The sequence below is a fragment of the Enterococcus sp. DIV1682a genome, assembly GCF_051711005.1.
In the GTDB taxonomy this organism is placed as follows: Bacteria; Bacillota; Bacilli; order Lactobacillales; family Enterococcaceae; genus Enterococcus_B; species Enterococcus_B hirae.
In genome coordinates, this window is record NZ_JBIOLT010000001.1 from 2,409,570 (window position 1) to 2,433,434 (window position 23,865).

Genomic DNA, 23,865 nt, shown 5'->3' on the forward strand with positions numbered 1-23,865 from the left:
GACGGCATCTTTTTTCTCCTTTGAAATAAAAGTGATGTTTTTTGTTTATTTGTTTTGTAAAAAGTTAAGTAAATAACCTATAATTTCCCTAAGTTGCATAAAATTGAAATATGTAAAAAATAGATAGTTGGTAAAAAGTAGGATCCCTCTTATTTTTTGATGGCTAACCTTGGTGGAGCAGTAGAGCCCAATTATTCCAGGTATAATCATACTCATGATTAAAAACAGTCCTTGGGGGCTATTTACTCCATAATAAAAATGCACACATACTAAGCTACTAATTGACCAAAACATAGACAAACCTAGACATATTAAATAAATTTTTTTATTCACTTTTTTCCTCCTTTCATCCGCTATCACAATAAAGCCAAATCCAACCATAGATACAAATAAGATTAAGTATAATCACTAATCTTTTTAATCCTTGAGAAGCAATACTTTCAAAAAAAGCAAGCTCCCTCTACTCCATCTCCAACAAGCAACAATCGATCGCATAAGAAAATCAACGTTGTATCTTGTACAATAAGCATAATAAAACCAAGGGATATTCCTAAAAAATATAGCCTTCTATTAATAAATAAATTGCTTAAAGTAGGTGGTGAAGAACTAATTACTACCTGTTAGCCAATTAATTTTTTACTTTTCCCCCACTCTTAACTTATTCTTTATAGCCAAGAAATTTCGTTAATCAAAAGAACCACGTGAAAATAAGTAGCAAAGAAGTAATTGATCCCTAGTAATACCCACTTAATTTTTCCATCCTCGAGTTGTGCGGAAAGAATAAGTCCAATCAAGCCAAAGTAAGTCAGTAAAATCAACGCCCCAATTATCTCCCAAGAAAAATGTCCAGCTAATAAGTAATTCCCCCAAATAAAACAGGCAAGTGAAAATAGCAATGGTAAACTAACTATAACCATTTTTCCCCATTTTTTTTGTGAACTAAAAAATAGCATCGTTGATACAAATAAATAGCACAATCCTACCATAATTATTAACCAACCAGAGGGTTCAAAAATAAAAAGTCCTAAAACGATAAAAATGGCAAGTCCATGGACACAAAGAAAATGGACAATCACGACGAATCCTCTTAAGAACTTAGACCGGCTACCTCTCGAAAAAATCAAGCTGACTCCACTCAACACGCAACAAGAATAATAGGATAAGAGCAACCACGCTGCTTGTTCCTTTATAACGAATGGCACAACACCTAAAGCGATACAACTACCTAACAACCCCAACGAAACAATCGTACAGGTTTACTATTTTTTGAAATCATCCACACAGCTCCTTTTTTATAGACTGGATCTAATTTCAATAGAAACATTTCTCTCACCGTTCATTGCTTGGTTCTTACTCATTTAAGTTCGTTTGCTCTTATTTTTACGCTCATTGCCAAAAAAATTTCACAAAGGTATTGAAAACGACAAGTATTTGCAAATGGGTAGCAAAAAAATAATTGATTCCTAATAAGAACCATCGCCAACGTGTCTGTCGGATCTTCATTGATAAGTAAATTCCTGTAATACCAAGAATAATCATCAATAATTCTAAAAATAACCCTTCGATATCTAAGTAAAAATCATAAATATAGTACAGCGTTAGGAAACAACTAATCGATAGAATCATAGCAAGACATAGCCCTTTATGGTCAAATATTTTTTCATCTTTTCTCCTTCAATAATTTTTAAAAATGCCAAACCGATTCAATTAAATCTTCGCCAAATATCAAACCAATTATCAAGCCAGCTATACAGCCAATTATAGAGACTGATAAAATTTAAAAGGATCACTACTATTTTTAGATAATTAGATTTGATCTTGGTAGCAAAGAAAAGGCTAGCGCCACCTAATAACCAACACGTAATCCTCACTAACAATAGAAAATTAAGCTCATCTGTTTGGATATAGCCAACATAAGCAACACTAAAAGATAACGCTAATAAAACAAATGAAATGATGGTACAGGTTTTACTTTTTAATGGGATCATTTTCTTCTCTCCTTTTCATTCTTCAAACACATTTTTTAGTATTTTTAATAAGAATACTCATCTCTCCTAAACACTTGCCTTTGTCAAATACCTGATAGTTATAGACCAAAAATCCAAACGACGATATGGAAATAGGTTGCAAAAAAATAATTGATCCCTAAGAGAACCCACTTGACTTTTCTATTCTCGTTCTTGAGGTTCGCCGCAAGAATAAGACCAACCACCCCAGACAAACTTAGTAAAATCAAAAATCCAAGCGTACGCAAATAATCCCCAGAGGTAAGGTAACTGTAGTGGACCCTGATAAAAAAGCCAGCTGACAAGATCATTGGTAATCCTAAACAAATGATCGCTACTCGTTTCTGATCTTTTGTTTTCAGTAACCAGATAGATAGTAGCAAATAAGCAATTAGCGCAATAAGCCAATCAAATCTTGCAATACTAACAAAGCCGATAAAAATAAATACGACTCCAAAAATACAAGCAAAATGAATGAAAGCTGCCCATCTTTTTAAAAGTTTTGAATGTACACCAGTAGAAAAAAGCAAACTGAGTCCACTGAGTAAACAACAAAGATAATAGATGAACACTAGACTGATCTCTATAAAAAGTCCGACTGACAAAGCCATTGGCAATCCCAAACAAATGATCGCCTCGCGTTTCTGATCCTTTTTTTTCAGTAGCCAAATTGTTAGTAGCAAATAGGCAATTAAATCATATCTTTGAATACCAATAAAACCGATAAAAATATATAAAACCCAATAAAGACAGCCAAAATGAACGATAGCTGTCCATTTTTTTAAAGGGGTGGCATACACTCCGGTAGAAAACAACAAACTAAGTCCACTGAGTAAAAAGCAAAGACAATAGATTAACACTAAACTTACTTCTGAAAGGTTGTGAAAAGATTTCACAATTATCCCAACAGAGCCCCTCATTACCAATAATGTACCTAGGAAAATGCTACAGACGAAGAAAATCATTGAATACTTCGTACAGGTCTTACTTGTTAGCGACAACATCCATACTACTCCTTTCTAACAAAAAACCTTTTTATATTCTAGCAAGCCACTTCCCTTTCTAATACTCAATATGTATGTAAGACGTCTCAATGAAGAAAGATGTAGATATGGTAATAAGTTGCAAATAAATAATTAATACCCAAAAGTATCCACTTGGCTTTTCCCTTATCGAGTTGCGTTGAAAGAATCAGACCACTTAAACCTAATAAATGAAGAATGACTATGTATACAATGGTGTCCCATGACCATTCCCCCCCATAAAGGATTAGTTTGTAATTGAGCTTGATAAAAAAGCCAATTGAAATAATCATCGGTATCCCGAAGAAAGTGATCGCTAGCCATTTCTGCTTGCTTGCTGTCAGTAAAACGATAGCTAGGAACAAATAAAGAACGATAAAAAAAAGTACATGGAATACTTCAACAAAAAGAAAACCGAAAATAAAGAGAGAAAACCAATAAACACTACTAAAATGGACAATCGCCGCTGTCCGTTTTAAAATTTTTGAATGCGCACCTGTAGAAAAAATCAAACTGAGACCACTGAGTAAACAGCTAAGATAATAGAAAATCATCAGACTTCCTTCTGGAAGATCACTTAACGGAATAAATCCATAAACTTTACCAAACAAACCAACAATCATCAACATCATTAAGAAAAAACTACCGATTAAGAAATTTCTTGAAACTTTCGTACACGCCTTATTATTTAGCGATAGCATTTGTACCACTCCTTTTTTATTTTCCTAACTAATTTTTTAAAAATGTAGCAAAAAATAAACCAACCAATCCTGACACCATGATAAGAAAGAACGGAACCAACATTTAAAACCAAAATAATACAGATCAAATTAAGAAAAATAATGATTCCTTTCAGTTCTTCATATTTTGGTGGAATAATCAAATTGATCCCACCACTAATCTAATACCCCTATATGTAAACGAAAAAAATGCTGGATTTGCCTTCTTGTCAGGAATAAAATAAAAACTTATGAAAACAATCGAAATAGTTAATAAAATCAATGAGACTTTCGTATAATCCTTACTTTTTAGTGAAAAAAATACAATAACTCCCCTTTCTTAGGTGCCAACTGATTATCTAAAAGCAAACATTTCATCTTTCCATCTCGTTGTTTCCTTTTGGTATTTTTTCAATAAGAACGATTCCCTCTTTCAATCACTTGCCTTTATCGACTATTTGATTATAGTTATAAACCAATAATCAGAATGACGATATGGAAATAAGCAGCAAATATATAATTCAACCCTAAGAGCATCCATTTGACTTTTCTGTTCTCGTTATTGATGTTTACTGAGAGGATGAGTCCAATTAATCCAGACCAACTCAGTAGAATCACATAACCAATCAATTCCCAGCTAGTCCCCGAAGTTAGTAGATCGTAATTGATTTTGAGAAAGAATCCTGTTGAAAATAACATCGGTATTCCCAAGCAAACGATTGCTATCTTTTTCTGATTGTTTGTGTTTTTTTTCAATAATCGGATAGATAGCAGTAAATAAGCAATTAGTACAATGAAAAAATCATATCTTTTGATACCTACAAAACCGATAAAAACGAGAACAATACAGTAAACATAGCTAAAATGAATGAAAGTAGCACTTCTTTTTAACGTTTTTGAATAGGATCTTGTAGAAAAAAACAAACTAAACCCACTTAGTAAACAACCAGGATAATATATGTATGCTACATTTTTGATACCTACAAATAATTGATTAAACATGCCGTTGCCGTAAAAAGCCATTACTAGTAAAACCAACGGCAAAATACTACAAGCCAAGAAAATCTTCGAAAGCTTCGTACATGTCTTACTTGTTAATGGTAACATTGCCTCACTCCTTAAAAGTTCATCTGTTTATGTATTTTTGATTGACTGTTCTAAACACCTCTATCCCAAACCATATAGACACTGACATGGATAGCCCTAAACTATTAATATAATCATTCATTGACATTTCCTTTTTATTCTTAGCAACCAATTGTTTTTTTCAAAACTTCCTTTTCAATAATTTTATCCAACAAAGAAAATCCAGCCATAAATACAGATCAAATTAAGGAAAATAATGATTCCTTTTAGACTCTATTTTGGTGGAATAAATCAAATTGATTCCACCACTAATCCAACACCCAGACATAGTGAATCCTAAAAAAGAAGGATTCGTCTTTACGCTAGGAACAAAATAAAAACTCGTAAAAATAATCGGAATAATTAATAAAATGAAACAAATCCTTTTATTATGATTCTTTTCGTGAAACGTCATCTACAATTTCCTCTTTTCGTAAATTTTTTTCTTATCATCGTTCATTTAAAAAAACGAACGAGCCATTCGAAAAATATAGGAATATTAATTGGGGTAGCAAATAGATAATTGATCACCAGTAACAATCCTTTTATTTTTTTTGCCTTCACTTTTGTAGCAAAAAATAAACCGATCAATCCTGACACCATGATAAGAAAGAACGGAACCAAAGTTTTAAGAACAAGATAATACATGTAAAGCGCTATCACACACCCAAGAGACACTGACATGGATAGCACCAAACCAACTAGATAAGCCTTCATTCTCATCTTCTCCTTTTATATTTATGAACAAAGTAAAATAGAATTATCATAATCTGTGAAAAAAACATTTATTAAAAAAACTACCCTTTTACCATTTTTTCTAGAAATAATCGATTACAAGACCAAAATCCAGTAAAAAGGATTCAGAAATATGTTATCTTAAATAAAATAAAAACTAAAATTTAATAACATATAAATATTATAATTATTGACTAAGTTTATTCCCCCTTCTATAACCCTCTAAATGAAATTTATAATAATCTATGATATTATTGTAAAAGAAAAACAACACCGCTCACAATTATGCTTTAATTTATTTCGTCCTAGCTGTTACCCCTTGTTTACATCTTAATAAAAAAACATATATAATATAAATTTAAAGATATAAAATTATTTTTAACTTGTTATTATTTTACCATAAAAACTTAAGTGAAATACCCGTGGAATTTGAATTCTTTTATATCGTCACCTGTTTATGGACACTTTTGTTTGCTGTCTCTGTCACTAATGACCATGTAGATACAACGACTAATGATCAGCTGACTCAATACAATTATTTTTCCAAAAATGAATATGCTCCCTTTGATCAAACTTTTGAATAAAAGCCAAATTACGATATCTGATTAACGGCAAAGAAAAAAACTTTCGTTACATTCGAACGATAGAAGTAACTCCAACGGAATTTAAAAAGCCTCTTAAGTTCGCCTTATCAGACGAACTTAAGAGCCTTATTTTTTATAGACTAGCAGAAGTATTTCACGTTCTTATTTTTGTTGAAAACGTGCTAATTCTTGTTGTTTTGCTTCGTAAATTTCTTCAATGTCATCTTCTGACAACGGTGTGCCAAAGGGTTGTTGCACTTTCAACAGTTCTCTTTCTGGCGCATCTACACCGACATTCACATCATTACCGATCGGTACACTATAATGATGGATATGTCCATGAAGATTACGGATACTATCGTTTGGTCCCAGCAACATCGGATAATGAGTCAAATAGTATTGCTGATGATTGAATTTGATGATAGTTCCGACATCATAAAAATAAAACTTTTTTGAACCGGTCTTATTTCCTGGATCATGTTTTTCTAAATATCTGAAAAAAGCACGACTGTCATGGTTCCCCTTGATCAAATGGATTGTCCCATTGAGTTGTTGCACCAACTCCAGTATGTCTTGGCTACCTTTTTCATATTGTGGGTGCATCGCCAGATCTCCTAAGTGATACACATGATCGGTTTCTTTGACAACTTTATTCCAGCTATTGATTAGTTGCTGATTCATTTCTTCCACACTAGCAAATAAACGAGGGGCAAAATCATTTTTGCCTAACAAGTTTTTATGAAAAAAGTGCATATCACTAATAAAAAAATTCATACTGATCCCTTCTTACTTCCTTTTCTTTTAGGGTAAACAACATCAAAGAATTAAACAAATGTTAGCTCTTTTTCTAGCAAAAGTGATTGTCTGTTTAACTAAAAAGCGGTTATTCATTGTTCCCATTGCCTATTGTGTACAATGCTAGAAAAAAGTAATCACAAGTAAATCATGGTAAACTTAAGGAAAAACAGGAGGTATTGATTATGCCTATCAGCTTTCATACTACTCTGACTCCTTCAGCAATCGAGATTACGTTACCAAATGAACATGGGAAGATGACTATCACAAAAGAAAAACCAGCTCTACCTGATCATTCACTTTATCTATTTTTCAAAAACAAACAATGTATCGCAATCGGTCAAACCGTGGTACCTAAAAGTTGGGATCACATCGTATTGGTTCAACTTCCTTGGGATCTTGAAGCCAGTCATCTAAGCTACCTACTTCAAGAACAGGCAGAATCAACGGGATTGACAGTAGAAATCGATGATTCCGCAAAAGAAACGATCCCTCAAGTACAAGTCAAAAAGTTAGCGGAACCAGTCGAAGAAATCACAAAAATCTTGGCAGTATTTGGTTACTCTTTAGAAAAAAGCAGTCCTCAAAAGAAAAAGCCGGCAAAAGCAAGACATCGTTGGACAAAGGAAGTTAGTGAGATCCCTTTTACCGTTAATTTTAGAAACAGTCAGGCAACACTTTATTGGATCAGTCGAAATGAACTGTTGATCAAAAAGGGGGCTATACTATTAGCGGAAGCCCCTTTAAATAAAGACGGTTCCGTCAGTTATGCGGCAAAATATGGGGATAAATTACGTGATGATTATAAAGATAGCATTGTAGGAAATAAAACGAGCAAAGATATTATCGTCAAAAGCGTCAATGAAGCAAGTCTGTTACTCTACTTCGGTGGAACAAACAGCTGGTTAGAAATCATTGATGAAAATGGTAAATCCTTAGATGAGTGGACAAAAGTAGAATAGAGGAATGGTTATTCTCTAGCGATTGTCCCGTTTCAATAGATAGTAAAAAAGCAAAGAAATCAGCTTTACTAGCTGTTCTCTTTGCTTTTTTTACTGGCAACAATGATAGATACGTTCGACTTCCTTAGACTTTTTCAAATAATCCTCGGCTGATCATACCATCCATCAAAAAATAAAATTTATCTTGACTCATTTTTTGTCGGTCGTCTTTAAAAATATTGACTGCTTTCAATCCGTTAGCTGTCGTAATAGACATTTTTAGTGTTTGGATATCCTTTGAAACAGTGATTTTTAGTTTAAACCCTTCTTTGCTTTGTGGGGTTGCATCTAGCGGACGGATCAACTGATAGTTGCCGCCATTTGTTTCGGTAAATCCATTGTCTCTCAATGTATAACGTTTTGCATCTGGATGTAAACGATAACTTGTTTTTGCTCCTAAAACTGTGGCTGTTTTTTCAAATGCCATGATTTTCACCTCGGTAAATTGATTTCTACTTTTATTATAAAAGTTTCTTGCATCATTTACTAGGTTTTTTCCAACTTAGATTGATTGGATCAATACATCAAGAAAACGTTGGACTTCTTCTTTGGTATTGCCGTAACCAAAACTGATTCGTATGGATTCTTTCAGGATTGGTGTATCTTTCCCATACATTGCCTCCAGCACATGCGAAGGTTCGATATTACCAGCTGTACATGCTGACCCAGTAGATATCGCAATCCCATTAAGATCCAACTTCATCAAAAGTAAGTCATTCGCAACACCAGGTAATCGAAGGTTTAACACATGTGGTAATTTGTTCTTTAAATCGCCGTTGACTTGATAAGAAATTCCTTCTTTTTCCAAGGTATTCAAAATCAATTCTTGGAATCCAGCATATTTTTCACTTCGAGCTTCACGTTCTTCAGCGGTTAGAAGCTTGACCGCTTGCGCCATTCCCCAGATACCTGCGAGATTTTCAGTACCTGCTCGCCGCTTCTCTTCCTGTTCTCCACCTAAAAGTAGTGAAGGAATATTTATGCCATCTTTTTTATATAAAAATCCTACGCCTTTTGGTCCATTGATTTTATGGGCAGAGATGCTAAGTAAATCCACACCTAACTCCCTTGGATGAATCGTCTGATTCCCATAAGCTTGAACTGCATCGGTATGAAAATAAGCAGGATGTTCCCGCAACCGTTCGCCGATTTCTTTGATTGGCATCAAATTCCCGATTTCATTATTCCCAAACATGATCGAGACTAAAATCGTTTCATCACTTAATGCTTCATCAAAGTCAGTTAGTGAAATATTGCCTTTTTCATCTACTGGTAAATACGTGACTTCAAAGCCTTGTGTTTCCAGATATTTCATTGTATTCAAGACAGCAGGATGTTCGATAGCGGTAGTGATCAAATGATTCCCGTCTTTTTTTCGTGAAAAAGCCGTTTCAAGGATCGCTGTATTATCGCCTTCTGTCCCTCCACTATTAAAAATGATTTCATGATCATTGACTTGTAAACTATCAGCAATAAGTTGTCTTGCTGTTTCTAACTTTTCATGGGCAATTCGGCCGAAGCCATGGATACTCGAAGGATTCCCAAAGGTTTCTTGCATCATTGTGGTCATTTCTTGAATGACGTAGGGATGCATGGGCGTCGTCGCTGCATGATCCAAATAGATTTTTTCCAACTTCTTTCATCCCTTCCAAATAGAACTAGGCACATTCTAGCATAAAATAAGAAAGTTACCAAAGAAACAATCGCTAAACCAGGATAGTTTCCCAACTTTTAGAAAAAAATTCGTTCCACAATTCGTGCTACCACGATTGTCGAACGAATTTTATTTCATCACTTAACAAAAAATGATTAATCAAATACTTTTTCTTCTAGACGGAACAATGGACTCATTGGTGTATTTTCATGAATTCGTTTAACCGCTTCTCCCATCAACTCTGAACAAGTAACAATCGTTAAATTGTTAGGATGACGTTCTTCTTGAGTAAATACAGAATCAGTGATGCAGATATCTTTAATCGGTGCATCATCTAAAATTTGTTTTGCAGGAACAGACAACAAGCCGTGTGAAGCACAAGCATAAACCTCTTTTGCTCCGTTTTCTTTCAAAACATTAGCAGCTCGAGCAAGCGTTGCACCAGTATTCAAGATGTCATCGACCATGATACATGTTTTTCCTTGGACATTGCCAATCACATATCCACTATTTTCATCTGCATCATCGGCGTGATCCACGATCGCCAATGTACTATTCAAATATTCAGAAAGACTTCTTGCACGTTGGACACCACTATTTTTTGGTGAAACGACAACAATATCGTCACCTGTTAAACCAAGTTCTCGGTAATAGTGAGCAAACAATGGCATTGTGAATAAGTTATCTACAGGGATATCAAAGAATCCTTGGACTTGAACTGTATGCAAATCCAATGTCAGCACACGAGTTGCGCCAGCTTCTTGGATCAAATTAGCAATCAATTTAGCTGTGATCGGTTCATGTGGTTTTGCTGTACGGTCTTGTCTGGCATAACCGTAATAAGGTAACACAACATTGATTGTTTTTGCACTGGCACGTTTCATCGCATCGATCATGATCAATAATTCCATATAATAATCATTGACTGGCTGATTGGTTGATTGCACGATATAAACATGATCCCCACGAATACTTTCTTCGATATTGATCGAGATCTCTCCATCACTAAATTGTTTTACGACACTTTTTCCTAGCTCCGTTCCAAACACCTTGGCAATTTTTTCTGCCAGTGGTCGATTTCCATTCAAGCTAAAGATTTTCAATGTGTCATCCTGATACTTTTTACTCATGTTGTCCTCCCTATTGTTCTCTCTTCTTCGATAGTTTAACATATTTTTTCCAGTTTTTCTGGTAATTTCTGTAAATAATTTTTAAGGCAGCGAAACAGTTCCATTACACCAACTAGCAGGAATCAATTGATCCGTGTTGCCCCAGTTGTCATGAACTTTGTAAAAGCGTTCTCCAGAAGAGGATTGATAATATGCATATGCAGTGACCCAATGATTGCCATAGGTGCTCCCTAATACTTTCAACACCCCTAAGATCACTGGTTTTCCTTGGCGAATCCGTTTAGTCGCTCGCTGCCAAGAACCAAGCATCGTACTTCTAGCAGACACTCGATTTCCTGTATGTTTTAAAAACTTCGTGATACCATGACTGACTTGACCGGGAACCGTCGGAAGTCCTAGCGGCTGGATCGCTTGGCGTAATGCTTCACTTAGTTGCGCATGGTCTTTCGTTCCTTTTTCACGTAACGTTGGAGAGAAAAACAATTCGTTTTGAAAATCTTGGTAATAAGCAATAAGGACAGTTGCAGCATAGGTCCCACAAAGATAGCCAGACGGTGTCCGCCAATTTTTATAGTTTAAAAACCGTTGTTCAGGCAATCCCACCCAACAATCCAAAAGTTCTTGTCCGTTTTCCTTTGGCGCAATCAAAGCTTTTTCACGATTATCTGCAAGCCAACGAGAAATATTGGTGACTTCTGCTTCAGTCATCGGTACGAGTTGATAAGCTTTTCTTGCATCTGGGTAGGAGTGGCTCGCAGGACCGTATTCTATTGGTTGTTTGTTTTGATCTAGGATGACATAACTACCATCTTCAAAAATTAAAGCGTAACCCTTTTCTTCATCCTTCATCGCCAACTGTTCCACAGCGCTTAACCGTTTCTTGATACCATCTAGATTCCATTCGATTGATTGTTCAAATACAGTTTTCAAGAACGAATCACCTCCGTCTTTTTTATTATAAGTGAAATAAGGAGAAAAACAAATCAGATAGACTAGTTCTGCTGTGACTACGGCAAGACCCCAACAAGTGCTTCTTTCCTCTTTCTATTTGTTTATTCGCTGTTTTTATATGATAATAGGAACATTAGATAAAAAGGAGCGATAACCGAATGAACAAAGAACTTATAAAGCAAGACTTTTTTGAAGCTGTGAATGAAGAATGGCTAAAAACAGCCAAGATCCCCGCTGATAAACCAGCCACTGGCGGTTTCCAGGACTTAGTTGACGGTATCGATGATCTTTTGATGACAGATATTGATCATATGCTGGCTGAACCTGATAAAGTCCAATCAGATATGATGCGTCACTTTCTTCATTTTTATCAATTAGCTAATGATTATGATCGAAGAAACCAGTTAGCTGCTAAACCGTTGCTTCCTTTAATTGAACGAATTGAAAAAATCGAATCTTTTGAAGACTTGAACCAACAATTTCCTACTTGGACATTGGATAGTTTACCTTTACCGTTTAGCTTAGATGTCGATGCGGATATGAAAAATGCACAAACAAACGCATTATTTGCTTATCCCCCTTCATTATTTTTACCTGACAAAACTTACTATACTGCAGAACATCCAAATGGTGCGCAACTATTAGGCGTTTTCTTTGATATGATGGTCCAACTCGTTGAATTAACCGGAAAAGAAAAAAGCCAAGCAGAGGCAATCGTTGAACAAGCCATCCAATTTGATCGATTGGTTGCGCCTCATGTTAAAAGTGCGGAAGAAAAAGCGGATTACAGCAAAATGTACAATCCCCGGTCATTTGACACCTTCATCCACTATACCGATAAACTGGATCTGGAAAAGTTGACAGTGGGATTGATTGGTACCACACCGGATAAAGTAATCGTGACGGATCCTGTTTATTTTGAACAGTTAGGCGAACTACTAACCACAGAACATTTTCAATTGATCAAAAGTTGGATGATCGTCCGAACGATTCGTTCGTTGAGTAGCTATCTATCAGAAGACTTTAGACAACTCAGCGGAATCTTCTCACGGACACTCTCAGGCACAGATGAAGCCATGCCGCAGAAAAAAGCTGCCTATTACTTAGCTTCAGGTCAATTTGACCAAGTCGTTGGCGATTATTATGGCAAAAAATACTTTGGTGAAGCGGCCAAAAAAGATGTTGAGCATATGATCGAAAAAATGATCTCTGTCTATAAAGATCGTTTAGAAAAAAACAACTGGTTAAGCGATACTACTCGAAAAAAAGCGATCATCAAATTAGATAAACTAGGAGTTCAGGTCGGCTATCCAGACCAAATCCCTGCGTTATATACGAAGTACCACACAGTGACACAAGAAGAAGGCGGAACCTTGCTTTCCAACGCTTTAGCCTTCAGCAAAATCGAATTGAAAGAACGTTTTGGTCGCTGGAATCAACCTGTTGATCGGACGGAATGGGAAATGAGTGCTGATACAGTCAACGCCTATTACCATCCGTTCAGAAATGTCATTGTTTTTCCAGCTGCTATTTTACAAGCACCATTTTACAGTTTAGAACAATCAAGTTCAGCAAACTACGGTGGGATCGGTGCCGTCATCGCCCATGAAATCTCTCATGCCTTCGATAATAATGGTGCCTTATTCGATGAATATGGTAATTTAAATAACTGGTGGACGGAAGAAGATCTAGCGCACTTCCAAGAAAAAGCCCAAGCAATGATCGAAGAATTTGATGGCTTATCATTTGCTGATGGTACTGTTAATGGTAAGCTTACTGTTTCAGAAAATATCGCAGATGCGGGCGGTCTAAGTTGTGCTTTAGAAGCAGCAAAAACCGAAGCAGATCACTCACTAGCAGACTTTTTCGTCAGCTGGGCGACGATTTGGCGGACAAAAGCAAAAAAAGAATACCAACAATTGTTGTTACAAATCGACGTTCATGCCCCTGCTAAATTACGTGCCAATATCCAACCCCAAAACTTGATGGAATTTTATGAAACATTTGCGATCACTGAAAAAGACGCGATGTATCTTCCACCTGAAAAACGAGTGCATATCTGGTAATACAGTTAAAAAACGCTCCAATGGCAATAAGAAAATTTTTTGAAACAACCTCTCATATAAAAAAATTGACTTATTTCAAGGAGCGATTGTTTGAACACTATTTTTCTCTTTACGAGGGACTGAGACAAAAGTTGTCTCAGTCTTTTCTAGTATCTCTAAAAACGGATAAACGGCGTTCAAGAAGCAACTCCTCAACAATAAGCCTGAATTTTTCAAAACATGAGGAGCTGTTTCAAAAAATTCTTTCTTATTGTCATCAGAGCTACCCGATGTTTTCACGACCTCTTGTTCACGGTGAGACAAAAGCAGCATCTTCGGAAAATTTGCCGAAATTTACCAAAAATTTGAGAAGCACCAAGTAGGTAACAATCAACATCAAAAACGAGTTTTTGTGTTTCTTGTCAATTTTCGGAAATTCCTTCTTATTTCTTGATGCTGAACACTTTTGTCTCAACCTCTCTTAATATTATCATTTACTTTTCTACCAAGCACATTTTGACTACCCACAAACCAACTCCACTTAATAAAGAAAAATAAATTCTTCCATCTTCCTTCACTGTTCTCTACTGTTATCTACTCTTTCCGACCATAAATAGTCATAAAACTACATCATTTCATTTACCTCTTTATTTTCGTTAACCTTTGTAATAAAATTAGTTAACGAAAGTAAAGAGGTGTTTTTATGGAAAATCTATTCGAACCTTGTGGTCCGCTAACAAAAACAACATGTCTGGAGATACTAAAAGACAAAACTAATTTATGGGGGTATTATGCACAAGCCCTTCAGCTCAAAACAAACAAGTCACAAAATATCATCCGTCTGAATACATTGCTGAATGCTAAGAGCGGCTTGTGTAGAGAAGATTGTGGTTATTGTGCGCAATCAAAAAAAAGTTCTGCAACGATTGAAACATATGGATTATTACCCAAAAAAGAAATCATTCGTAAAGCGTTGATTGCTAAAAAGAATCATTCCAGTGTGTTTTGCATTGCGTTAAGCGGAACACGCCCATCAAAAAAAGAAATCCACCTTTTAGGTGAGGCAATTCAAACGATCAAAAGCATAATGTCGATTGAGATTTGTTTATCCATTGGCTTAGTTACTGAGGAACAAATTGATTATTTAAAATCGTGTGGAGTAGATCGGTTGAATCATAATCTTAATACTAGTCGAGATAATTACCCAAACATCACAACAACCCATTCCTATGATGATCGGTTAGAAACATTAAACAAACTTCGTCAGCACAAAATGAATATTTGCTCTGGTTTTATTTGTGGCATGGGAGAAACAGATGAACAATTAGTCGATCTGGCTTTTGACTTAAAAGATCAAGAGCCTTATTCCGTTCCAGTCAATTTTTTACTTCCAATTGCTGGAACAATGTTTGAGGAACACAATGAATTAACCCCTATGAAATGTTTAAAAATCTTAACCATGCTGAGGTTACTATTCCCTACTACAGAACTTAGGGTAAGTGCCGGAAGAGAGTTTCATTTAGGAGAACTCCAACCATTTGCTTTATTGATCGTGGATTCTATTTTTTTAGGCAACTATTTGACAGAGAAAGGAGCACCTATTTCTGAAGATCAAAAAATGCTTGATCGTTTAGGTTTAGTTGTGGCTGGTGTCTGTGATGAAGAATAATTATATTATTTGCGGGATTCATACCGATTGTGGAAAATCAGTGATCAGTGTCTTACTCTATGAATATTTACGTGATCTGACAAATCAGGAACCGTTACTCGTGAAACCGATCCAAACAGGACCGTTTCCTGATACAGATTTTTATCAAGCCTGCCATATTGAGAAACAAAATATTGTTCATTTCTATTCAATGTCATTAGAAGCATCTCCACATATCGCTAGCAGAAAAGAGCATCAATGGATCGATCTACTTGTCTTGAAGGAAAAAGCAAATGTTGTCTTGAAAAAAAATCGACCCACGATTTTTGAATTAGCAGGTGGTCTGCTTTCTCCCATTAATGACTCGCAAACCATGTTAGACATGATCAAACTTTTGCAATTACCGGTTATTCTCGTTTCGGATAATTATTTAGGTGCAATCAATCATACGTTGCTAACGACTAGTTTATTACAAAGCGAAAACATTCCAATAGCAGGTCTGGTTTTTAATTCAAGTAAAGCAAATGAAAAGAATGACATGGAAGATTTAAGCCAATGGATGACAGATAAGACAGGAATCACACAAATTGGCAAATTACCCTATTTAGAGGATTTAACTCATTGGTTAAAATCGAGAACAAAAAAAAGAGAACTTAGTAAGGAGTGGCATTTAAATGTATACAAATAGGCGAGATATCACCATGATGGCGATGATGATGGCAATATTGATCATCACAGCAAAACTAGTGATTCCGTTACCACTATTCGATTATTTATCTTTACAAATTATAACGATTTATCTGATTTATCCTTTATTAGGAACAAAATACGGGCTCATTGTCACATTCAGTTATTTGATCCTAGGGCTCATTGGATTACCGATTTTCGCTAGTGGCGGAGGTATTTTTTATATTTTTAAACCTAGTTTTGGCTTTCTACTATCTTTTGCAACTTTCCCACTGATTCAAGCTACACTGTCAAAATTGTTCTGGCGCAGAAAATGGCTCCCATTAAAAAAAATCCTGATCATTAACTATTCAGGATTACTTTATCTCTATTTAATCGGTCTGTTGTATAAATGCTTGATTTTATTCTTTTACCTTAAAGAAACGAATGTTCTTTACAGTGTGCTAGCAGTTTCCACATTGATTGATTTAAGTTGCGATATCTTACTTGTGTTCGTAGCTAGTTTGCTTACCTATAAGTTATTGCCACTCATTCATAAGCACAAACTAGCAAACCAACTCTTTATCTCCTAATAAAAGCCGCTATTTCAGCGATTGGAAAAGAATCGAACCATCGGCTTAAAATGGATACTGATTGATTGACTTAAAAAATCTTACAAAATTATGAAAGAAAATAAACCGAAGAAATTCGAAAATAGATAAACTATGTTCGAATCCTTCGGTTTATTTTTCCGTATTGACTTACTCTATCGTACGACAGACGTACGACAGAATATACAACAGAACGATCTGGTTACTTCATGAACCAGTTAGGCCCACAAATCATTAACAAGCTTATTATATATTTACTTGATCAACGTTGCCCCGAGGACTGTTTCAAAATGACGTAGTGCCCAGTCATGACCGACTGGATCAAAGCTAGCTACAGCATCTTCAAAAATAAACAGTTGATAGCCTAAATTATATGCATCAACAGCTGTGTGCAACACACAAATGTCCGTACATACGCCAGTCAAATAGAGTTCAGTGATCCCCCGCTCACGGAGCCGAATATCTAGATCTGTTCCACTAAAAGCAGAGTAATGTCGCTTATCGATCCAATAGACATTGGCTTGTTCTTGAGCTCTTTCGTAAACAGCTTGTAGCGAACCATAAAGGGCACGACCATTGGTGCCAATCACGTTATGCGGAGGAAATAGTTTATTTTCAGGATGGAAGTTATCCGATGGGTCATGCGCATCAATCGCAAACACCACAAAGTCTCCCTCTTCGATAAACTTTTTCGTGTGAGTCGTCACTGCTTGTTCAATCACTTGCCCAGCTTTACCTGTCGTTAATTTCCCGTCATCTGCCACAAAATCATACGTGTAATCAATCGAGATCAATGCTTTCATTAATGGGCTCCTTATACAAGATGTTTGACAAATTCGATTACCATCTCAGCAGAACGTTTCCCTGCATCTTCAATAAACTCATCAAAGGTTTGTGTCGCTGCATGATCAGCAGTATCACTCATCGCACGAACGATCAAGAAAGGAATATTGAACTGACGAGCCGTTTGTCCAACAGCCGCTCCTTCCATTTCACAAGCCAACGCATCTGGAAAGTTTGTTAAAATCTCTTCTACTTTTTCGGAAGAATCAACAAACGTATCTCCAGTAACGATCAAGCCTTCTTTCACATTCAGATCTATCGCTTTAGCTGCTCTTGCCATCTCTGTGCGAAGATACGTACTTGCTTCATAATAAAGCGGCATCCCTGGTATTTGTCCTGGCTTATAGCCAAATCCGGTTGCATCTGCATCGAAATAAGCTACTTTATCTGAGATTACGATATCACCTACTTGTAGCCCTTGTCCGATACCACCCGCTGAACCTGTATTGATGACCATATTTACACCATATTGTTGGATCAATAAACTAGTAGTGACTGATGCCAAAACTTTACCGATCCCTGAACGAACCACAATTACTTCATGTCTTCCTAAAGAGCCTGAAATGAACAATGCTCCTGCTCGTTCCCATGACAAGGGTTCACTTAGCTTTTCTCTTAAAATTTTGATTTCTTCTTCCATTGCACCGATAATACCGATTTTCATAGCTTTTTCCTTCTTTCTAAATAAATGCGACCGCAAAAAATACGACACACAATAATAGAATAACAATAATCAAGGATTTCATCAAAAATGAATTCCACTTCGTCGTTTTTTCACGTTCACCGATTCTTGTTTTTGTGATAGGTTTGTTCCGTTTTTGTTCCTTTCGATAAAAACTAGCAATTTTCTTTTCTTCTTGCTGATAAGCAGCCTCTTCTTTTCTTTGCCGTTTTAATGACTCTTGGGCTTGCGCCTGCTGTCGTTTACGTAATTCACTTCTCGTAATCAGCGGTCCTTTGGCCATCAGCCGATCCCTCTACTTTCCTTTAATCAATAGCTCCCAATATTGGATCGCATACATGGTTTTCGCATCACAGATCAGTTGATCATCTATTGCTTGTTTAGCTTCTGCGAAAGTCAGTGCATATAATTCAAGCACCTCATCTTCATCTTGAGCCAACGGATTCTCTACTTTCTGTAAATCAATCGCATGATAAATATGCATGATCTCATTTGCAAATCCTGGTGAAAGATACATAGATGAAACATGTTTGAGCTTTCCTGCCCGATACCCAGTCTCTTCTTCCAGTTCTCTTGCAGCGGTACGTTCCGGTGTTTGGCTTTCTTCTGGATCGATTTTCCCAGCAGGGATCTCCAAAATCACTTTTTCTAATGGTTTCCGAAACTGTTTCACTAATAATAAACGATCCTGATCATCAAATGCGATGATCCCTACACCACCCGGATGAAACACTAATTCACGTTTGGCAAGTTTCCCATCTGGCAGGCGGACGTCATCTACTGCAACATCGATGATCGCTCCGTGATAGATTTCTTTTCGTTCGATCGTTTTTTCTTCAAATTGCTCATATTCAAGCATCTTTCTCCCACTTTCTTTGTAATAATACCCGCTTTTCGTTTACTTTTCAATTTTTCTAGAGTTTTCTTTTAGTTTACCATAACTAAACCTTAGAAATTCTCTAAATCTACAAAATCCTCCTTTAGTCCCATACTCTTTCTTAGGTTGAGTGTGCTAAAATAAGGGTGGAAATGAGAACAACGCTTCATTACTTAAAATGGATGGAATATATATGGAGGGCTTATTATGCGAAAATTAAATTGGCGATGGATCTTAGGTCTATTGTTGGTGTTTCTTTTGATTCGTCAAGGTCACTTTTCTTTAGTAACAGTCATTTTGATTATCGGCGCAGCTTTAGTGATTTGGGGAATCTTTGGCTCTGGCAAGAAAAAATCAGCAAAAAATGAAATGCCCGATTTATCTGATGAACTTGAATCACATTATACAAAAAGCGGGATGACACCTAGTGAGATTACTTTCTTTAGACAGACAATGAATCAAACGAAAGTCGAAATTGAACAATTGCAACAAAACATGCAACAAACAGCCAAACTAAAAGCTGTCGATCTTCGTCACGATACAGTGAAGGCGGCCAAAGCACTCTTCAAAGCATTGGTGAAAGAGCCCAACCGATTACACGAAGCAAGTCAATTTCTTTATACTCACTTACCAAACTTAGTCGATTTGACCAATAAATATATTGAGATCAACGACCATGAAATCAAAAACAAACAGACTTATGAAAAGTTAGAAGAAAGTTCACAAATCATTGATCAACTAGCACATCTGATCGCTCAAGACTATCAACAATTTGTCTCTGAAGATTTAGATGATCTAGATGTAGAAATATCAGTTGCGAAACAAAGCTTAAAACGAGAGAATCTATCTGATGATAACAATCAATCTCAATGATCGGTTAATAGAATCATAAAGGAGTGTTTTGTTTCTTAGACACTCCTTTTGCTTATCCTTTCTTTTGTTTATCCTTTATAATAGATGAATAAGATGAACAACTGTTTTTTTACAAAAATGATAACACTGAACCTATCGCATCACATTGAACCACGAGGAGGAGTTTTAAATGGATAATAAACCTAAAGAGGTAACACCTGTAAATGACACGTTAGATGATTTGTTAAATAATCCGTTCTCTACCCCAACAGATAAATTAACCCAAACACAACAGTCAGAAATCAATGCTTTGCAAGAACAACAAACCGCTGCACGCTTGATTGATAAACTACCTGCTGAACGACAAGAGCAAGCCAAAGAGCTAGCAGCTAAAATCGATGTTTCAGATGCACAGTCGGTGATCAGCTACGGTTCTGCTGCACAAACGAAGTTAAGTGAATTTTCACAATCCATGTTAAATCATGTACAGGCACAAGATATTGGTCCTGTCGGAGATTCATTGACTGAATTGATGTATCGTCTGCAAGAAGCAAATCCTGATGAATTGCGAGCTGGCGAAGGCAATATTTTCCAACGGATGTTTGGCAAAGTAAAACAATCGATCTATGAAGTGACTGCAAAATATCAAAAGATCGGTGCCCAAATCGATAAAATCTCTGTTAAACTAGAAAAAGAAAAAGACGGGCTTTTAAAAGATAATTTGATGCTCGAACAACTCTATCAAAAAAACAAAGATTATTTTGATGCACTGAATATTTATATCGCAGCTGGCGAATTGAAGATGGAAGAACTTCAAACAACGATCATTCCTAAAGCAATGAAAAAAGCCGAAGAAACAGGCGATCAAATGGATGTTCAAATCGCAAATGATTATACTCAATTTCTAGATCGTTTAGACAAACGAACCCATGATTTACGTTTGGCAAGACAGATCACTATCCAGCAAGCACCACAGATCCGTTTAATCCAAAATACTAACCAAGCGTTAGCAGAAAAAATCCAAGCATCAATCGCAACAGCGATCCCTCTATGGAAAAACCAAGTAGTTATCGCCTTGACGTTACTTCGCCAAAAAGATGCGGTAACTGCCCAACGTCAAGTTTCTGAGACAACCAATGATCTATTGAAGAAAAATTCAGAAATGTTGAAAATCTCTGCTATTGAAACAGCAAAAGAAAATGAACGTGGGATCGTTGATATTGAAACCTTACAAACAACTCAAAATGATTTGATCGAAACGATCCAAGAAACATTACGCATCCAAAAAGAAGGAAAAGAAAAACGTCGTCATGCAGAAGTCGAACTTGGTCATATGGAAGACGACTTGAAACAAAAATTACTCGATTTAACACAATAAGACTATTTTGCATGGAACAATCAAAAAAGGCTCTATACTTTTTGATGTTGGTGAAATTCGCCAACATCTTTTTTATGCTTTAAAAGGATAGAAAAGACACCCCGAAATCCTTCAAAATGAATTTGGCTAACCAATTCATCGAAGGACTCAAGATGTCTTACACTCGTCTTATCAAATTACGCTATAGGTTCTAAACCTAGGTCGTTTGAAAAGAACGAATCATCAATTTTGTTGATTCATTTTACTATGTTGGTACCCATAACCAAAGTAAATCACTAATCCAATCGCCATCACGATACCGAAGACGATCCATGTGACTGGTTGTAAACGAAGCATCAATACCAAGCATGTACCGATAGATATGATCGGTAATATCGGTACAAATGGCACTTTAAATTCACCGGCTTTGGGTTTACCAAACATTTTTCTTAGTTTAAGTAATCCTAAGCTGACTAACATCAAATAGGTCAACGCCATGATGTTTGTTAGTTCAGCGAGAATATTCAATGGGAAGAAACCAGCGAAAAATAAAGCCGCTACCCCAGCTACAAAAGTCGCCTTTCTAGGCGTCCGATGCTTTTCATCGATCTCTGTCATAAATTTAGGTAAAAGACCGTCTTTACTTACAGCAAACAATAACCGAGCTAGCGAATACATCATAGAAATCGTTACGGTCAAGAGCGTCAAAATGGCACCGACTGCAATCACAGCTCCGATTGTTCCATGACCAACGTAACGCATCGCAAAGGCAACTGGGTCACTGACCCCTAATTCAGTAAACGGAACAATCCCCGTTAAAATCAAGGTAACTACGATGTATAAAGCTGTGGCAATCAAGATCGAACCAATGATCCCTCGAGGAACGTCTTTTTGTGGCTCTTTCACTTCTTCGGCTGCCATTGCAACTGAATCAAATCCCAAGAAAGCGAAGAAGACTAGAGCTGCTCCATCTAAAACGCCTGAAAAACCAAATGGTGTAAATGGTTGCCAGTTTTCAGGTTTTACAAAGAAAATCCCTACAACGATAAATAATGCAATAATACCGAATTTCACAAAAACCATGATATTATTCAATCTTAATGCTTTTTTGGCTTCTAAAGAAACGATGTATGTCACAAATATGACAACGAACACTGCGATCAAATCGACATAGGTGCCATTGTCAGGATTATAACCACTGGTCAAGGCTTGTGGTAAATGGACTCCAAATCCTTCCAAGAACCCTTGAACATAACCAGACCAGCCGGAAGCAACCGACGAAACTGCTAATAGAAATTCGCCAATCAACAACCAACCTGTTAACCAGGCGGCAAATTCACCAAAAACAACATAAAGATACGCATACGGGCCACCAATGACTGGCACACGTGAGGCAAACTCAGCAAAGCTTAACCCCGATAAAATGACAACGATTGCAGCTAAAACGAATGAAAGTGACAGTGCTGGACCCGCATTTTGATTGGCCGCAACCCCTGTCACTACAAATATTCCTGTGCCGATAATTGCGCCAATTCCAAGCATAATTAAATCGGACGTTTTCAGATCTTTCTTCATCCCACTTGTGTGGTTGAGATTGATTTCTTTCTTACGAAACAAATCCATGGCAGTACCTCCCTATTTTAGGTTGGAAAACGGCCATTAAGCCGTTTTCATATACCCTAAAATGATACCACCTAAAATGACTAAAAGGCAACCGACAATAACGTAAACAAGTTCTTTTTTCGTTTTCTTTTCTCCCAAAATGAAAATACCACCTAAAGTTGAGATGATAATCCCCATCTGTGATAATGAAAATCCAACAGCTAAACCAAGTGATTTAACAGTTAAGAGCATGCACACGTTCCCAATTCCCCATAGCAAACCACAAATCATGTTCTTCCAAACAAATTTATCCACTTTCACTTTACGAAAGGCAAAGAAACTTGCACCTAAAATCATTCCGATACTTTGAGGTAAGATGATTGACATCGCATCCAAGTTAGCCCAGTTCACAATGATCGTATAAACACCATAACCAATCGTTGAATAGATCAATGCTCTAAACCCTTTACCAAAATCAAGCATTTTATTGTCAGTATCAACTTTTCCTTCATCATCTTGGCGAGCTGTTAAATAGGCACCGCTAACAAGAAGTGCTAAAGCTAGGATACCGTATACATAATCTTTCGTTTGTGTCCATTCATGAAAGAAAACGGCTCCCGCAATCGTATTCAAAATTAATTGAAAACCAGTCGATAAAGGCAAACCAACAGAAACGCCCATAAATTTCATTCCATGGAACTGTCCGTTTTGACCAACACTCCAAGCTAACCCAGAGAGGAATCCAATCAAGAAAATCCATGGTGTGATTGTTGGGCTAACGATGAAAAAGACAACTAATGAAAAGATAAATGCACCAATCGTCATCCCTAATGTCTGTTGATTGGCATCGCCACCAATTTTCCCGCTTACTAAACCAATACTTCCCCATGCTACCATAGGGATTAATGCTATTAAAATTTCCATAACTAATCTCCTTTTATTTCACATGATATGAAACTT

The 23,865-nt window shown here is 36.4% G+C and carries 26 protein-coding genes; 8 read left to right on the top strand and 18 right to left on the bottom strand.

The window, feature by feature from the left end:
• Nucleotides 1-665: 665 nt before the first annotated feature.
• The 7 genes from IGJ23_RS11025 to IGJ23_RS11055 form a co-directional block, all read right to left on the bottom strand.
• Nucleotides 666-1,076, bottom strand: a complete 411-nt coding sequence (locus IGJ23_RS11025) for a hypothetical protein (RefSeq protein WP_349702059.1) — start codon at nt 1,074-1,076, stop codon at nt 666-668.
• A 310-nt stretch (nt 1,077-1,386) separates the two neighbouring features.
• Nucleotides 1,387-1,626, bottom strand: coding sequence for a hypothetical protein (locus IGJ23_RS11030; protein ID WP_088745621.1), 240 nt, complete (start codon nt 1,624-1,626; stop codon nt 1,387-1,389).
• Nucleotides 1,627-1,703: 77 nt separating this feature from the next.
• Nucleotides 1,704-1,988, bottom strand: coding sequence for a hypothetical protein (locus IGJ23_RS11035; RefSeq protein ID WP_010720808.1), 285 nt, complete (start codon nt 1,986-1,988; stop codon nt 1,704-1,706).
• 98 nt (nt 1,989-2,086) lie between these two features.
• Complete coding sequence (locus IGJ23_RS11040) at nt 2,087-2,866, bottom strand: hypothetical protein (protein ID WP_349700360.1); 780 nt, start codon at nt 2,864-2,866, stop codon at nt 2,087-2,089.
• Nucleotides 2,867-3,096: 230 nt separating this feature from the next.
• Nucleotides 3,097-3,729 (bottom strand): hypothetical protein, encoded by a 633-nt coding sequence (locus IGJ23_RS11045; RefSeq protein ID WP_438774959.1) that lies wholly within the window; start codon nt 3,727-3,729, stop codon nt 3,097-3,099.
• Nucleotides 3,730-4,215: 486 nt separating this feature from the next.
• The gene (locus IGJ23_RS11050) at nt 4,216-4,854 is read right to left on the bottom strand and encodes a hypothetical protein (protein WP_438774960.1); all 639 of its coding nucleotides are present in this window, start codon (nt 4,852-4,854) and stop codon (nt 4,216-4,218) included.
• A 474-nt stretch (nt 4,855-5,328) separates the two neighbouring features.
• A complete protein-coding gene (locus tag IGJ23_RS11055) occupies nt 5,329-5,589 on the bottom strand; it encodes a hypothetical protein (RefSeq protein ID WP_438774961.1) in 261 nt (86 codons plus the stop codon).
• 440 nt (nt 5,590-6,029) lie between these two features.
• On the opposite strand from IGJ23_RS11055, the gene IGJ23_RS11060 reads away from it, so the two are divergent.
• Nucleotides 6,030-6,191 (top strand): hypothetical protein, encoded by a 162-nt coding sequence (locus IGJ23_RS11060; RefSeq protein WP_438774962.1) that lies wholly within the window; start codon nt 6,030-6,032, stop codon nt 6,189-6,191.
• Nucleotides 6,192-6,353: 162 nt separating this feature from the next.
• Here IGJ23_RS11060 and IGJ23_RS11065 read toward each other — a convergent pair whose 3' ends face one another.
• Nucleotides 6,354-6,965: a metallophosphoesterase gene (locus tag IGJ23_RS11065; protein WP_438774963.1), complete on the bottom strand. Its 612-nt coding sequence runs from the start codon at nt 6,963-6,965 to the stop codon at nt 6,354-6,356.
• 206 nt (nt 6,966-7,171) lie between these two features.
• Here IGJ23_RS11065 and IGJ23_RS11070 point away from each other — a divergent pair, with 206 nt between their 5' ends.
• Nucleotides 7,172-7,948, top strand: coding sequence for a hypothetical protein (locus IGJ23_RS11070; protein WP_010720815.1), 777 nt, complete (start codon nt 7,172-7,174; stop codon nt 7,946-7,948).
• Between the two features lie 124 nt (nt 7,949-8,072).
• Here the strand turns inward: IGJ23_RS11070 and IGJ23_RS11075 are convergent, their stop codons facing one another.
• The 4 genes from IGJ23_RS11075 to IGJ23_RS11090 all read right to left on the bottom strand — a co-directional run bounded on the left by IGJ23_RS11075 (nt 8,073) and on the right by IGJ23_RS11090 (nt 11,701).
• On the bottom strand, nt 8,073-8,414 hold the full coding sequence (locus tag IGJ23_RS11075; RefSeq protein WP_010720816.1) for a DUF1831 domain-containing protein: 342 nt from the start codon (nt 8,412-8,414) through the stop codon (nt 8,073-8,075).
• Nucleotides 8,415-8,489: 75 nt separating this feature from the next.
• A complete protein-coding gene (locus IGJ23_RS11080) occupies nt 8,490-9,620 on the bottom strand; it encodes a cysteine desulfurase family protein (RefSeq protein ID WP_438774964.1) in 1,131 nt (376 codons plus the stop codon).
• Nucleotides 9,621-9,796: 176 nt separating this feature from the next.
• The gene (locus IGJ23_RS11085; protein WP_438774965.1) at nt 9,797-10,771 is read right to left on the bottom strand and encodes a ribose-phosphate diphosphokinase; all 975 of its coding nucleotides are present in this window, start codon (nt 10,769-10,771) and stop codon (nt 9,797-9,799) included.
• Between the two features lie 81 nt (nt 10,772-10,852).
• A complete protein-coding gene (locus tag IGJ23_RS11090; protein ID WP_010720819.1) occupies nt 10,853-11,701 on the bottom strand; it encodes a hypothetical protein in 849 nt (282 codons plus the stop codon).
• 179 nt (nt 11,702-11,880) lie between these two features.
• Here IGJ23_RS11090 and IGJ23_RS11095 point away from each other — a divergent pair, with 179 nt between their 5' ends.
• From IGJ23_RS11095 to IGJ23_RS11110, 4 genes are all read left to right on the top strand, one after another.
• Nucleotides 11,881-13,788 carry a M13 family metallopeptidase gene (locus tag IGJ23_RS11095; protein ID WP_284613056.1) on the top strand — a complete coding sequence of 636 codons (1,908 nt, stop codon included), beginning with the start codon at nt 11,881-11,883 and terminating at the stop codon, nt 13,786-13,788.
• Nucleotides 13,789-14,470: 682 nt separating this feature from the next.
• Nucleotides 14,471-15,436: a biotin synthase BioB gene (bioB, locus tag IGJ23_RS11100; protein ID WP_010720821.1), complete on the top strand. Its 966-nt coding sequence runs from the start codon at nt 14,471-14,473 to the stop codon at nt 15,434-15,436.
• A complete protein-coding gene (gene bioD, locus IGJ23_RS11105; RefSeq protein ID WP_034699883.1) occupies nt 15,426-16,103 on the top strand; it encodes a dethiobiotin synthase in 678 nt (225 codons plus the stop codon). Before bioB ends, bioD begins: the two co-directional genes overlap by 11 nt.
• The gene (locus IGJ23_RS11110) at nt 16,090-16,674 is read left to right on the top strand and encodes a biotin transporter BioY (RefSeq protein WP_438774966.1); all 585 of its coding nucleotides are present in this window, start codon (nt 16,090-16,092) and stop codon (nt 16,672-16,674) included. Before bioD ends, IGJ23_RS11110 begins: the two co-directional genes overlap by 14 nt.
• Before the next feature lie 272 nt (nt 16,675-16,946).
• Here the strand turns inward: IGJ23_RS11110 and IGJ23_RS11115 are convergent, their stop codons facing one another.
• From IGJ23_RS11115 to IGJ23_RS11130, 4 genes are read right to left on the bottom strand one after another with little or no spacing between them, the layout of a single operon-like run.
• Nucleotides 16,947-17,495 carry a cysteine hydrolase family protein gene (locus IGJ23_RS11115; RefSeq protein WP_081128460.1) on the bottom strand — a complete coding sequence of 183 codons (549 nt, stop codon included), beginning with the start codon at nt 17,493-17,495 and terminating at the stop codon, nt 16,947-16,949.
• An 11-nt stretch (nt 17,496-17,506) separates the two neighbouring features.
• The gene (locus IGJ23_RS11120; protein ID WP_010737128.1) at nt 17,507-18,199 is read right to left on the bottom strand and encodes a 5'-methylthioadenosine/adenosylhomocysteine nucleosidase; all 693 of its coding nucleotides are present in this window, start codon (nt 18,197-18,199) and stop codon (nt 17,507-17,509) included.
• 16 nt (nt 18,200-18,215) lie between these two features.
• Nucleotides 18,216-18,500 carry a cell wall synthase accessory phosphoprotein MacP gene (macP, locus tag IGJ23_RS11125; protein ID WP_010720826.1) on the bottom strand — a complete coding sequence of 95 codons (285 nt, stop codon included), beginning with the start codon at nt 18,498-18,500 and terminating at the stop codon, nt 18,216-18,218.
• Nucleotides 18,501-18,512: 12 nt separating this feature from the next.
• Nucleotides 18,513-19,076 (bottom strand): NUDIX hydrolase, encoded by a 564-nt coding sequence (locus IGJ23_RS11130; RefSeq protein ID WP_010720827.1) that lies wholly within the window; start codon nt 19,074-19,076, stop codon nt 18,513-18,515.
• Nucleotides 19,077-19,301: 225 nt separating this feature from the next.
• Between IGJ23_RS11130 and IGJ23_RS11135 the strand changes: the two genes are divergently transcribed.
• Together IGJ23_RS11135 and IGJ23_RS11140 are read left to right on the top strand one after the other, a co-directional pair.
• Complete coding sequence (locus tag IGJ23_RS11135; RefSeq protein WP_010737126.1) at nt 19,302-19,967, top strand: 5-bromo-4-chloroindolyl phosphate hydrolysis family protein; 666 nt, start codon at nt 19,302-19,304, stop codon at nt 19,965-19,967.
• 169 nt (nt 19,968-20,136) lie between these two features.
• On the top strand, nt 20,137-21,324 hold the full coding sequence (locus tag IGJ23_RS11140; protein WP_010720829.1) for a toxic anion resistance protein: 1,188 nt from the start codon (nt 20,137-20,139) through the stop codon (nt 21,322-21,324).
• A gap of 222 nt (nt 21,325-21,546) precedes the next feature.
• On the opposite strand, the gene IGJ23_RS11145 is transcribed toward IGJ23_RS11140, so the two are convergent.
• Together IGJ23_RS11145 and IGJ23_RS11150 are read right to left on the bottom strand one after the other, a co-directional pair.
• A complete protein-coding gene (locus IGJ23_RS11145; RefSeq protein ID WP_010720830.1) occupies nt 21,547-22,926 on the bottom strand; it encodes an APC family permease in 1,380 nt (459 codons plus the stop codon).
• Nucleotides 22,927-22,962: 36 nt separating this feature from the next.
• A complete protein-coding gene (locus tag IGJ23_RS11150; RefSeq protein WP_207431588.1) occupies nt 22,963-23,829 on the bottom strand; it encodes a GRP family sugar transporter in 867 nt (288 codons plus the stop codon).
• Between the last annotated feature and the right edge of the window lie 36 nt (nt 23,830-23,865).